Raw genomic sequence first — 14,450 nt, 5'->3', positions numbered from 1 at the left:
GCGTCACTGCTGGGCCCTCCACATTTCTTCGAGCATGGTGATCTGGTCCTGGTCGAGGTCGACCAGGTCGAGGTCCGAGGGGGTGTACCCCCCGGTGGTGGTGCCGTCGGCCCAGGAGGCGAGGGCGTTCACGGCGGACAGCCAGCCGTCCGCGAGGTCTTGGACGGTCCCGGCGGAAAGGGCCTCGCCGGCCCGGATGAACGTGGCCGTCAGCTCCGGCCCGTCGGCCCCTTCGGTGATCTCCGCCGTGATCTCCAGTACGTGGGAGAGCGGCATGTCCGGGTCCGGGCGGGCCGACAGGGCATCGGCCTCGTCGGCACGGCCCCAAGAGTCGGCGGTCCGCCCGGTCTGGCGACCCAGGTAGTTCCACAGGACCTCGGCGCGCGCCGACGGATCGAACAGCCGGGCCGCGGCCGGGTTGGCGTACCGCAACAACCCGGCGCCGATCCCGCCGTCGGGCACGGCGCGCAGCAACTCCTTCACTTCCTTCAGCGCGGCCCCGGCGTCCTCCCGCCCGGCCAGCACGGCGGCCGGATCGTACGATCCGCCGGCCGGCCGCAGCGGGTGGATGGTGGTGAGCCAGCCGACCGTACGGGTCAGGTCGGCGCCCGGCATCAGCTCCTGCTCCCGCCCGTGGCCCTCCAGGTCCACGGTGAAGCCGGCGCCGGCGCGGCCGGACCGGGCCGCCCGGTCGCCGACGACGAGCGCCAGCGCGGTCAACAGGGTGTCGCCGACCGTGCCGTGGAAGGCGGCGGGCACCGCATGGAGCAGCGGCGCGGTGCGCTCGGCGGACAGCCGCACGCTCAGGGTCCGCGCGGTCGCGGCGGTGTCCGTCCCCGGATCGAGCGGCCGGTCGGCGAGCAGCGGGCCGCCCGGCTGGGCGGCCAGCCAGCGGTCCAACTCGGCGGTGCGGCGCGGGTGCTGCGCCTCCGCGAGCAGGTGGGTGGTCCAGCCGCGCAGCGAGGTGCCCACCGGCTCCAGGGCCGGGGCCCGACCCGCGGCCACCGCCTCGTACGCCGCCCGCAGGTCCGGGAGGAGGATCTGCCAGGACACCTCGTCGACCGCCAGGTGGTGCGCGGCGATCAGCAGCCGGCCGTCCTCGCCGGGACCGCGGTCGAAGTGCACCGCCCGTACGAGAACGCCCGCCTCGGGGTCGAACGACGCCGAGACGCGTCCCGACTCGACGCCGATCAACGCCCGCAGCGCGGCGTCGTCCAGGCCGGCGGCCTCGGCGCGATCGAGGACCGCGTCGGCCCGCACCGCACCGACCTCACGGATCTCCGCGCTCCACACGCCGGGACGCGGGACGGTCAGGTTCATCCGCAGCGCGTCATGGTGGTCCAGGACCGCTTGCAGCGCGGACACCAGCTGCGGGTGTCGGACGCCGGCGGGCAGCCGGATCAACCTGGCCTGCGCGAAGGAGGCGAACGGGCCGCCGCGCTCGGCGAGCCACTGCGCGACCGGCGGCAGCGGCAGTGGACCCGGGCCACCGTCCGACGGGCGGACCGGGGCGGCCGGGGCGCCGTCGCGGGGCGCGGTCAACGCGGCGAGGGCGGCCGGGGTCGGGTTCTGGAAGATCTGCCGGGCGGAGACCGTCAGCCCGGCCTTGCGCGCCAGGCTCACCAGGCGGATGGAGATGATGCTGTCGCCGCCGAGCTCGAAGAAGTTCTCGTCCGGGGCGACCGCGGACAATCCCAGGACCTCGGCCATCAGAGCGCACAGCACCTGTTCCGGAGTACCCGACGGGGTGGCCGGGACGACCGCCGATGCCGGCGATGCGAGGGTCGGCCGAGCCGCGATGACGGGTGTGGGGAGTGCGTTGCGGTCGAGTTTTCCGTTGGGGGTGAGGGGGAGGTGGGTGAGGGGGATGTAGTGGGTGGGGTGCATGTAGTCGGGGAGTCGGGTGGTGAGGTGGGTTTTGATGGCGGCGGTGTCGAGGGTGGTGGTGTGGGGGGTTGTGGTGTGGGGGGTGGGGATGAGGTAGGCGGTGAGTTGGGGGTGTCCGGGGGTGTCTTCGCGGAGGATGACGGTGGCGTGGGTGATGTGGGGGTGGGTGGTGAGGGCGGTTTCGATGTCGCCGAGTTCGATGCGTAGGCCGCGGAGTTTGATTTGGTTGTCGGTGCGGCCGAGGTAGTCGAGGGTGCCGTTGGGGAGCCAGCGGACGATGTCGCCGGTGCGGTACATGCGGGTGCCGGGTGTGCTGTGGGGGTTGGCGATGAAGCGTTCGGCGGTGAGTGAGGGTTGGTTGGTGTATCCGCGGGCGAGTTGGGTGCCGGCGAGGTGGAGTTCGCCGGGTACGCCGGGGGGTACGGGTTGCAGGTGGTGGTCCAGGACGTACACCTGCGTGTTCCACACCGGACTGCCTATCGATGCGGAGGCACGACCTTCCGCGGCGGCCTCCACCGTGCAGGAACCGGCGGTGACGTCGACGGCCGCCTCGGTGGGGCCGTAGAGGTTCTCCAGGGCGACCTTTGAGGTTCCGGCCGAGGTGTGGAAGCGGGTGGTGAGGTCGGTGGGGAGGGCTTCGCCGCTGCAGACGACGAGTCGCAGGGTGGGGCAGGTGGTGATCTCGGTGTCGGCGAGGAACGCGGCGAGCATCGAGGGAACGAAGTGCACGACGGTGACGCGCTGTTCGCGGATGAGGGCGGCGAGGTAGTCGGGGTCCTTGTGGCCCTCGGGTCGGGCGATGACGAGGGGCGTCGCTTCGGCGAGCGGCCAGAAGAACTCCCAGACGGATACGTCGAATCCGGCAGGTGTCTTCTGCAACACGCGGTCGTCCGAGGCGAGTCGGTAGGCGCCCTGCATCCACTGGAGACGGTTGACGATGGCCTCGTGTTCGACCATGACGCCCTTGGGGCGGCCGGTGGATCCGGAGGTGAAGATGACGTATGCGGGGTGGCGCGGCAGCAGCACCGCCGAGCGGTCCGCATCGGTCACGACCGCCGCCGACTCCCCCGCGAGACGGGTACCGACCTCGGGCCCGTCGAGCGACAGAGCCGGGATGCCCGGTACCTCCGGAAGCGAAGTTGCCGACAGAGTGTCGGTAACCATCAGGACCGGGGCGGCGGTTTGGATCATGTGGGTGAGGCGGTCGGTGGGGAGGGTGGTGTCGAGGGGGAGGTAGGCGCCGCCGGCGCGGACGACGGCGTGCAGGGCGATGACGAGGTCGAAGGACCGGGGGAGCGCGACGCCGACGACCTTCTCGGGGCCGACGCCGTGGGTGATGAGGAGTCGGGCGAGGCGGTTGACGCGGTCCTCGAACTCGGCGCGGGTGAGTTCGACGCCCTCGAAGACCAGGGCCGTGCCCTCAGGGTCGCGTCGGGCGCCGGCGGCGACCAGGTCGTCGAGGGTGAGGGTGGGGACGGGCCGGGCGGTGTCGTTCCAGCGGGTGAGTACCCGTTCCCGTTCGGCCGGGTCCATCAGCTCGATCGCCGAGACGGGCGCCGTCGGGTCCGCGACCACGGCCGTCAGGAGCCGCACGAGCCGATCGGCCAGGGTCCGGACCGTCCCTTCGTCGAAGAGATCGACGGCGAAGCGGATGCCGCCCGCGATGCCGGCGCCGTCGCGGTCGGCGCCGAAGGCGACCTCCAGGTCGAACTTGGCGCCACCCGTCTCGACGACGAGTTCCTCGGCGGGCAGGCCGAACAGCTCCGGCACGGCGCCGTCCACGGAGTGGAAGGTCACCATCGTCTGGAACAGCGGGTTGCGGGAACGCGAGCGCTCCGGGTCCACCGCCTCGACCACGGCCTCCAACGGCAGATCGGCGTGCGCGAACGCGGCCAGGCCGGTGTCCCGCACCCGGGCGACCAGTTCGGTGAAGGTCGGATCCCCGGACACGTCCGCCCGCAAGACCAGCGTGTTGAGGAAGAAACCGACCAGCCCCTCCGACTCCGCGCCCTCGCGGGCCGACACGGGACTGCCCAGCGGGATGTCGTCGCCCGCTCCGAGCCGATGCAACAACGTCGCCACCGCGGCGTGCGCCACCATGAACAGCGTGGCCCCGCTCTCCCGGGCGATCCGGGCCAGGCCGGCCGTCGTCTCCCGCGGAACCTCGAAGGTCACCACGCCGCCCTCGTACGAGGGCTCCGCCGGACGCGCGCGGTCCGCGGGCAACGCCAGCTCCGCCGGGATGCCGGCCAGGGCGTCACGCCAGTACCCGGCCTGGGCCGCCGCGAGGGACTCCGCGTCGGAGGCCTCGCCCAGCAGCTCGCGCTGCCACAGCGCGTAGTCCGCGTACTGCACCGGCAGCGGAGCGAACACCGGTGCCCGGCCTGCCAGTCGAGCCGTGTAGGCCAGGTCCAGATCGGCCAACAGCGGGGCGGTCGAGCCCTCGTCGGTGGCGATGTGGTGCAGCAACACGACCAGGACGTGCCGGTCGGGCGCGGTCCGCAGCAGGTTCACCCTGATCGGGACCTCGGAGGCCAGGTCGAAGACGTGGCTGCCCGCGAGGACCATCTCGTCCGCGAGCCGGTCCGACGAGACCTCCCGCACCGACACCGCCACCGACACCTCGGACGGGGCAAGAACCCGCTGGTACGGCTCACCGTCGTACTCGCCGATCACGGTGCGCAGCACCTCGTGCCGTGCCACCACGTCGGCGACCGCCGCACGCAGTGCCACCGGGTCGACCGGACCGTCGAGGCGCACGGCCACCGGCACGTTGTACGTCGTGGACGGTCCCCGCACGCTGTCCAGCAGCCACAGCCGGTGCTGGGCGAAGGAGAGCACGGGGCGCTCGCCCCGCTCGGACGCCGCCGGCGCGGGCCTGGCGGGGCCGAACGTCCGCTCGGCCAGCCGGGCCGCGAGGGCCTCGACGGTCCGCAGCTCGAACACGTCCCGGATCCCGCAGTCCACGCCGAACGCTTCCCGGATCCGACCGGCCACCCGCGCCGCCAGCAGCGAATGCCCGCCGAGCGCGAAGAAGTCGTCCGAGACGCCCACCGCGGAGCGCCCCAGCACATCGGCCAGGATCCCGACGAGTATCTCCTCGCGGGCGTCGCGCGGCGCCCGGGACACCTCACCCTCGGCTTCGACGGGTGTGGGGAGTGCGTTGCGGTCGAGTTTTCCGTTGGGGGTGAGGGGGAGGTGGGTGAGGGGGATGTAGTGGGTGGGGTGCATGTAGTCGGGGAGTCGGGTGGTGAGGTGGGTTTTGATGGCGGCGGTGTCGAGGGTGGTGGTGTGGGGGGTTGTGGTGTGGGGGGTGGGGATGAGGTAGGCGGTGAGTTGGGGGTGTCCGGGGGTGTCTTCGCGGAGGATGACGGTGGCGTGGGTGATGTGGGGGTGGGTGGTGAGGGCGGTTTCGATGTCGCCGAGTTCGATGCGTAGGCCGCGGAGTTTGATTTGGTTGTCGGTGCGGCCGAGGTAGTCGAGGGTGCCGTTGGGGAGCCAGCGGACGATGTCGCCGGTGCGGTACATGCGGGTGCCGGGTGTGCTGTGGGGGTTGGCGATGAAGCGTTCGGCGGTGAGTGAGGGTTGGTTGGTGTATCCGCGGGCGAGTTGGGTGCCGGCGAGGTGGAGTTCGCCGGGTACGCCGGGGGGTACGGGTCGCAGGTGGTGGTCCAGGACGTACACCTGCGTGTTCCACACCGGAGCACCGATGGACGCCGAAGCCGAACCTGAAGCCCATGCCGCCGCCGAACCCGATGCCGACCCCGAACCCGAACCCGAACCCGAACCCGCGCCCGGACCCGCCACCACGGCGGGGCAGTCCGCCGCCGTGACGTCCACGGCAGCCTCGGTCGGCCCGTACAGGTTGGCCAGTACCGCACCGGTCGAACCGGCCGAGGTGTGGAAGCGGGTGGTGAGGTCGGTGGGGAGGGCCTCGCCGCTGCAGACGACGAGTCGCAGGGTGGGGCAGGTGGTGATCTCGGTGTCGGCGAGGAACGCGGCGAGCATCGAGGGGACGAAGTGCAGGACGGTGACGCGCTGTTCGCGGATGAGGGCGGCGAGGTAGTCGGGGTCCTTGTGGCCTTCGGGTCGGGCGATGACGAGGGGGGTGGCTTCGGCGAGGGGCCAGAAGAACTCCCAGACGGATACGTCGAATCCGGCGGGTGTCTTCTGCAACACGCGGTCGTCCGAGGCGAGTCGGTAGGCGCCCTGCATCCATTGCAGGCGGTTGACGATGGCCTCGTGTTCGACCATGACGCCCTTGGGGCGGCCGGTGGATCCGGAGGTGAAGATGACGTATGCGGGGTGGCGCGGCAACAGCACCGCCGAGCGGTCCGCATCGGTCACGGAGTCACCGCGCAGCGAAGCCAGGTCCGCCGTCACCTCGGGCGCCCCGATCACGACCACCTCGGCGTCGGCGGGTACCGGGACCGCGTCGAGTGAAGGCAGGTCGGTCACCAGGCACACCGGGGCGGCGGTTTGGATCATGTGGGTGAGGCGGTCGGTGGGCAGGGTGGTGTCGAGGGGGAGGTAGGCGCCGCCGGCGCGGACGACGGCGTGCAGGGCGATGACGAGGTCGAAGGACCGGGGGAGTGCGACGCCGACGACCTTCTCGGGGCCGACGCCGTGGGTGATGAGGAGTCGGGCGAGGCGGTTGACGCGGTCCTCGAACTCGGCGCGGGTGAGTTCGACGCCCTCGAAGACGAGGGCCGTGCCCTCCGGGTCGCGTCGTGCGCCGGCGGCGACCAGGTCGTCGAGGGTGAGGGTGGGGACGGGCCGGGCGGTGTCGTTCCAGCGGGTGAGTACCCGTTCCCGTTCGGCCGGGTCCATCAGCTCGATCGCCGAGACGGGCGCCGTCGGGTCCGCGACCACGGCCGTCAGGAGCCGCACGAGCCGATCGGCCAGGGTCCGGACCGTCACCTCGTCGAAGAGATCGACGGCATAGCGCACCCCGCAGGTCATGCCGGCGCCCAGCGCGTCACGGTCGGGCGTCCGCCGGAAGAGGATCTCCAGGTCGAACTTGGCGGCCCCGGCGGCCACCGGAACCTCCTCGGCGGCCAGCCCGGCGAGCGGACGCGCCACCTCGGCGCCGCCCTCGTAGGCCACCATCGTCTGGAAGAGGGGGTGCCGGGCCAGCGACCGCTGCGGGTTGACGGCCTCCACGACCGCGTCGAAGGGCAGGTCGGCGTGGTCGAGCGCGGCCGTGCCGGCCGCCGCGGTGCGCCGCAGCACCTCCGCGAAGTCGGGCTCCCCCGACAGGTCGGCGCGCATCACCACGGTGTTGACGAAGAAGCCGACCAGCGGATCGAGGGCCTCCTCGCCGCGCCCGGCGACCGGGCTGCCCAGCGGGATGTCCTCTCCCGCGCCGAGCCGGTGCAGCAGCGCCGCCACCGCGGCCGTGACGACGGTGAACACCGTCGTGCCGGCCGATCCGGCCAGCCCGTCCAGGCCCGTCACCAGCTCGGTGGGCAGGACGGTTTCGAGGGTGGCGCCCCGGTGTGAGGGCACGGCCGGCCGCGGCCGGTCCACCGGAAGGGACAACTCCTGCGGCAGCCCCGCCAGCGCGGTGCGCCAGAAGTCCGCCTGGCGGTGCGCCGGCGAGCCCTCCGCCGCCGGGTCGCCGAGCAGCTCCCGCTGCCACAGCGCGTAGTCCGCGTACTGCACCGGCAGCGGAGCGAACTCCGGTGCCCGGCCGTCGAGGCGGGCCGTGTACGCGCGATCCAGGTCGGCCAGCAGGGGACCGGCCGACCACTCGTCGCCCGCTATGTGGTGCACCAGCAGGAGGAGCGTCCAGTCCTCCGGGCCCGCCTCCAACAGCGTGACCCGCAGCGGGAGTTCGGACCCCGGATCGAAGGCGTGGGCCGCCGCCTCCTCGGTCCGCGCGGCCAGTTCACCGGCCGGCACCCGGGCCGTCGAGAACGGCACCACGGCCTCGGCGGGGGCCAGGATCCGCTGGTACGGGCCCTCGGCGTCCTCGGCGAACAGGGTGCGCAGGGCCTCGTGGCGGCCCACCACGTCGGCGACCGCCGCCCGCAGCGCCGCCGGGTCGAGAGCCCCGCGCAGGCGCAGCACGAGCGGAATGTTGTAGGTGGCGTTCGGGCCGTCCATCCGGTGCAGGAACCACAACCGGGCCTGGGCGTACGACAAAGGCAACCGGTCCGGGCGCGCGCCCGCGACCAGCGCGGGGCGCGCGGCCCCTCCCCGGCCGTCCAGCCGCGCGGCGAGCGCGGCGACCGTACGGGCCTCGAACACGTCCCGGATCGAGCACTCGGTGCCCGTCGCCCGGATCCGGGCGACCACCCGGGTGGCCAGCAGGGAGTGCCCGCCGAGCCGGAAGAAGTCGGCGTCGGCGCCGACGGCGGACAGCCCCAGCGCCTCCGCGAACACCTCGGCGACCCGCACCTCGGCGGCGCCCCGCGGTGCCCGGCCGGTCGGCTCGTCCGTCGACACGGGCGCCGGCAGGGCGGCCCGGTCGAGCTTTCCGCTGATCGTGGTCGGCAGTTCCGCCAGGGTCATCACGACGGCCGGGACCATGTGGTCCGGCAGCACGCGCGCCAGTTCCTCGCGCAGCGCCGCCGGATCGGCCGGGCCCGTGACGTAGCCGACGAGCCGGGGGATGCCGGGGATGTCCTCGCGGACCACGACGGCCGCCGCGCTCACGCCGTCGAGCACGGCGAGCGCGCTCTCCACCTCGCCGAGCTCGACGCGGAACCCGCGGATCTTCACCTGGTCGTCGGCCCGGCCCAGGAACTCGATCAGGCCGTCGGCCCGCCACCGGGCCAGGTCGCCGGTCCGGTACATCCGGCTGCCCGGCCCGCCGAACGGGTCGCAGACGAAGCGCTCCGACGTCAGTGCCGGACGCCCCAGGTACCCGCGGGCGTTCTGCTCGCCCGCCAGGTACAGCTCACCGGGCACGCCGACGGGCACCGGCCGCAGCCGGGCGTCGAGCACGTGGGCCCGGGCGTTGTCCAACGGCCGCCCCACGACCGGGGTGGCGCAGTCGCCGACCCGGGCGACCAGCGCGTCCACCGTGAACTCGGTGGGCCCGTAGTAGTTGACGACCTCCACGTCGGCGACCTCGCGCAGCTCCGACCAGAGCCCCGCCGGCACGGCCTCGCCGCCCAGCAGGAACAGCGGCGGGCGCCACGATCCGGTGAGCAGCCCGGCGTCCACGAGCCGGCGGCCGTACGACGGCGTCACGTCGAGGGCGTCGACGCGCTCCTGACGCACGTACGCCACGACCGCGTCGGCGTCCCGCCGACCGTACTCGTCGAGAACGTGCAGCTCGTGGCCGGCGACCAGCCACAGCAGCTGCTCCCACGAGGAGTCGAAGGAGAAGGAGGCCGTGTGCAGGGCGCGCACCCGGCGTCCGAGACGGGCCGCGACCGGCAGGTACAGGTCCCGCTCGTGGTCGCGGAACAGCCGGGTCAGGCCGGCGTGCCGGAGCACGACGCCCTTCGGGCGACCCGTGGAACCCGAGGTGTAGATGACGTACGCCGCGTGCTCGGGGTCCACGTCCGCGTCCGGGCCCGCCACCGCAGAGGCGAAACGTTCCACCGTCGAGGGCGCGTCCAGGACCACGGCGGGAACGCCCGCGACGCGGTCGGCGACCGCGAGGGTGGTCACCACGCACACCGGGGCGGCGTCCTCCACCATGAACGCCAACCGCTCGGCCGGCAGGTCGAGGTCGAGCGGCAGGTACGCGCCGCCGGCCTTCAGTACGGCCAGGACCGCCACCACGGCGTCGGCCGAGCGCGGCACGGCGAGGGCCACCACCGCGTCGGGCCCGACGCCCTCCTCGACCAGCACCGAGGCCAGCCGGTCCGCACGGTCGCGGAGCTCGGCGAACGTCAGCCGCTCCGCACCCGCGACCAGCGCGAGCGCGTCCGGATCCAGGGCGGCCCGCTCCGCGAACACCCGCGTCACGCCCTGCGGCGGCACCGGGCGGTCGGTCGCGTTCCAGCGGTCCATGCGGGCCCGCTCGGTCTCCGCGCGCAGCTCCCACGCCGACACGGGGCGGGTCGGATCGGCGACCGCCTCGGCCAGCACCCGCAGCAGCCGGTCCGTGAACGTCTCCACCGTCGCTCGGTCGAACAGCGCGGTGGAGTAGAAGACCTCCAGCTCCAGGTCCTCGCTGTGCGCCGCGTCCGAGAAGGTGATGTCGAGGTCGAACTTGGTGGCCCCGGGGTCCACCCGGTCCACCCTCGCCGGCAGCCCGAACAGGACCCGTACGTCCTGGGTCACGGTGCTGTGGGACACCATCGTCTGGAACAACGGATGCCGCGCCAGCGAGCGTTCGGGGTTGACGGCCTCCACGACCTGGTCGAAGGGCAGATCGGAGTGGTCCAGCGCCGTCAGGTCCGCGGTCCGTACCCGCTCCAGCACCTCGCCGAAGGCCGGGTCGCCGGACAGGTCGGTGCGCAGCACCAGCGTGTTGACGAAGAAGCCGACCAGTTCGTCCAGGGCGCTGTCGGCCCGACCGGCGACGGGGCTGCCCAACACGATGTCCTCGCCTGCGCCGAGCCGGTGCAGGAGCGCCGCCACCGCCGCGTGCACGACCATGAAGACGCTGGTGCCGCTCTCCCGGGCCAATGTCCTTATGCCCGAGGCGAGTTCGGAGGGCAGGGGGCGGTACACCAGCGCCCCCGCGTGATCGGCGACGGCCGGTCGCGGTCGATCGGCGGGCAGTCCCGCCTCCTCGGGCAGGGCGTCGAGGACCCGCCGCCAGTACCCGGCCTGCTCGCCCGCCACCGAACCCGGCTCGTCCACCGCGCCCAGCAGCCGGCGCTGCCACAGGGCGAAGTCGCCGTACTGGAGCTCCAGTGGGGGGAACCGGGGCGCTTCACCGGCGCACCGGGCGGCGTAGGCCTGCTCCAGGTCGCGCAGGAACGGCCCCATGGACCACTCGTCGCTCGCGATGTGGTGCAGCAACACCACCAGCGCGTCCGCGCCGGACCGGGCGTCGCGCACCAGAGTCACCCGCAGGGGCGCCTGCGCCGACAGGTCGAAGAGGTGGGTGAGCGCGAGGTCCACGGCGGCGTCGAAGCCGCCCTCCGGCACGTCGCGCAGGTGCAGCCGGACGTCCGCCTCGGCCGGGCTCAGCACCCGCTGGTACGGAACGCCCTCGCGCTCGCCGTACACCGTCCGCAGCGCCTCGTGCCGGGTGACGACGTCACCCAGCGCGGCGCGCAGGGCCCCGGCGTCCAACGCGCTGTCGAAGCGCACCGCGAACGGGATGTTGTACGTGGCGCTGGGGCCCTCCACCTGGTGCAGGAACCACAGACGCTGCTGCGCGTACGACAGCGGCAGCGGATCGGGGCGGTCCCCGGCGGTCGGCGTCGGACGGGCCGCGGCGGTGCGGTCGGCGAGCCGCGCCGCCAAAGCCGCGACCGTACGGGCCTCGAAGACGTCGCGGATCCCGCACTCGCGGTCCAGCGCGGTCCGCACCCGGGCGATCACCCGGGCGGCCAACAGCGAATGCCCGCCCAGGGAGAAGAAGTCGTCGTCCGGACCCACGGCCGGCAGGGCCAGCACCTCCGCGAAGATTCCCGCGAGGATCTCCTCACGGGCACCGCGCGGCGCACGACCGGAACCGGTCAGGCCGGACAGGTCGGGGGCCGGGAGCGAACGCCGGTCGACCTTCCCGTTCGAGGTCAGCGGGAACGCGTCCAGCACCACCACCGCCGACGGGACCATGTACTCGGGCAGCCGCCGGGCCGCCGCCCGGCGCAACGCGCCCGCCTCGGGGGCCGGGCCGTCGCCGGCCGGGGTGACGTACCCGACCAGTGCCGGGAAGCCGGGCAGGTCCTCGCGGACCAGGACCACGGCGCGCCCCACGCCCTCGGCCGCCGTCAGCGCCGCCTCGATCTCGCCGAGTTCGATCCGGAAGCCGCGCAGCTTGATCTGGTCGTCGGCCCGGCCGACGAACTCGATCCGCCCGTCCGCGGTCCGCCGGGCCAGGTCGCCCGTGCGGTACATGCGCTCGCCCGGCCCGCCGAACGGGTCCGCGGTGAACCGCTCCGACGTCAACGCGGGCCGCCCGAGGTAGCCCCGGGCGAGCTGGGAGCCGCTCAGGTACAGCTCGCCCTGACGGCCCGGGGCGACCGGGCGCAGGGCGCCGTCCAGGACGTACGCCCGCGTGTTCCAGAACGGCACGCCGATGTCCGGGACACCGGTGTGGTCGGGCGCCAGGTCCGCGGAGGTGGCCCAGACGGTGGCCTCGGTCGGCCCGTAGACGTTGGTGACGGACAGCGCGGTACGGGCCAGCCGCTCGGCCAGCACGGCCGGCAGGGCCTCTCCGCCGACGAGGACCCGGGTGCCGTCCAGGGTGGTCGGCCGACCGTCCTCCAGCAGCGCGTGCCACAGGGAGGGGGTGGCCTGCATGACGGCCGGGCGGTGCTCGTCGACGAGGGCGGCCAGGGCCGCCGGGTCGCGCACGGTGTCCCGGTCGGCGAGGACCACCGTCGCCCCGCAGATCAGCGGGGTGTGGATCTCCAACGCGGCGATGTCGAAGGAGATGGTGGTGACGGCCACCAGCCGGTCGTTCGGGGTCAGTTCGAGGATCTCGGCCTGCATGTGCAGGAAGTTGGCCAGGGCGCCGTGCGAGATCACCACGCCCTTGGGGCGGCCGGTGGAGCCCGAGGTGTGGATGACGTACGCCGGGTGCTCCGGGTCCGGGGCGCGCAGGTCGGCCGCCGGGTCCTCGGGTCTGACGTCGGCGAGCGCGGCGAGCGTGTCCGGGGCGTCCAGGACCACGGTCTCCACCCCCGCGACCTGCGGGGCGAGGGCGGCACTGTCCAGGGTGGTCAGCACGCACACGGGGCGGGCGTCCTCGACCATGAACGTGAGCCGGTCGGCGGGGTAGTCCAGGTCCAGCGGCAGGTAGGCGCCGCCGGCCCGCCAGACGGCGAGCAGGGCGACGATCAGGTCGGCGGTGCGGGGCAGGGCGAGCCCCACGAAGCTCTCGGGGCCGACGCCACGGTCGGCCAGCACCCGGGCGAGCCGGCGCGCACGCTCGTCGAGCGTGGCGTAGTCGAGGGTGACCGGACCGCAGATCACGGCGGGCAGCAGCAGATGCCGGCGGGCCTGCTCGGCGAAGGCCTCGATCGCGGTACCGGGAGGCAACGCCCGCGCGGTGTCGTTGCCGGCGCGCAGGACGCTCTCCAGCGCCTGCGGGGAGAGCAGGTCGGGACGACCGACGGGAACGAGCGGGCCGGCCGCCGCGGCCGCGCGCAGGAAGCGGGCGAACTCCCGGCAGCGCTCGGCCAGCGAAGCCGCCTCGTACGCCTGGGGGTTGCCGTCGAACTCGAAGCGGATCCGGCCCTCGGCGGCGTCGTGGTACACGCCGAGGGTCAGGTCGTCGACGGGACCGGCGGCGACGTTGTGCACGGTGGCGGGGGCGCCCGCGAAGTCCAGGGAGTTGTCGAACGCCTTCACGTTGACCATGGGACCCAGCAGCCCCCGGGCGCGGCCGGACAGACCCAACTCGCGGCGGATGTCCTCCGCGCGGTAGCGCTGGTGGCGGCGCAGGTCGCGGATCCCGGCGGCGACCTCGGCGACCAGGTCGCCCAGCGCGACGCCGGGCCGCACGGCGATCCGCAGCGGCAGCACGTTGACGACCATGGCCGGGACCTTGAGCGCGGCCGAGCCCAGGCGCGCCATGGCGGGCATCGACAGCAGCACGTCGTGGGTGCCGGTCGCCCGGTGCAGGAACGCCGCGAACGCGGCGGTCACCACGTCGGCCCAACTGGCGCGGGCGGAACGTGCGATGTCCAGGAGACCGGCGGTCTCCTCGGCGGACAGGGTGGCGCCGTCGCGCAGGAAGGCGTGCGCGGCGGGCAGTACGGTGCCGCTCAGCGGCTCGGGTTCGGGGCAGTCGGCCAGCCGTTCCAGCCAGTACGCGCGGTCGGCCTCGAAGCGGGGCGACTCGCGGTACTCCCGCTCCTCGTCGGTGACGACCTTCAGGGCTCCGAACGGGTTCGCGGGCGGCTCCTCGCCGCGGACGAGCGCGGTGTACACCTCGGCGGTGCGCCGCGAGATCAGCGAGAAGCCGAAGGCGTCGAGCGCGATGTGGTGGGCGCGCTGGTACCAGAGCGTGCGGCCCGGACCGATCCGGTGGAGCGTGAACGCGTACAGGGGGTCCGTCACGGGATCCACCGGCGTGGCCATGTCCCGGCGCATCAGGGCGAGCGCCGTGCCGAGCGGGTCGTCCTGGCCCGTGTGGTCGAGCATCGCGACGATCGGCCCGGCGGCCGGTCCGGGCCAGGTCAGCTGGTACGGATCGCCGGCCTCGTCCTCGCCGAACCGGGCCGTGAGCGCCTCGCTCTCGGCGACGGTGCGCCGCAGGGCGGTCACGAACAGGCCCGGGTCCAGGTCGCCTTCGATCTCGACGTACTGGCCCACGTTGTAGACCGGGGACTCGGGATCGAGCCGCTGTCCGTACCAGACCCCGGTCTGGGCCCCGGTGAGGGGGAGGCGCTGGGAAGGGCGGTCACTCATGGGGATCGTGCTCCAGGGTTCGGCGGCGGCGGGGCGAGGAGGCGGTCGGGCGACGGATGGTGCCC

At 73.7% G+C, this 14,450-nt stretch carries 1 protein-coding gene; it reads right to left on the bottom strand.

Annotated elements, in window-relative coordinates; all coding sequences use genetic code 11:
• Window positions 1–3: 3 nt before the first annotated feature.
• Window positions 4–14,385, bottom strand: coding sequence for a non-ribosomal peptide synthetase (locus OHA84_RS04340; protein ID WP_266973256.1), 14,382 nt, complete (start codon window positions 14,383–14,385; stop codon window positions 4–6).
• Window positions 14,386–14,450: the final 65 nt, after the last annotated feature.

Origin of the sequence: Streptomyces sp. NBC_00513 (assembly GCF_041431415.1) — a bacterium.
Lineage (GTDB): Bacteria > Actinomycetota > Actinomycetes > Streptomycetales > Streptomycetaceae > Streptomyces.
Note: the sequence above shows the minus strand (reverse complement) of the source record. Positions and strands in the feature narration are given on the sequence as shown.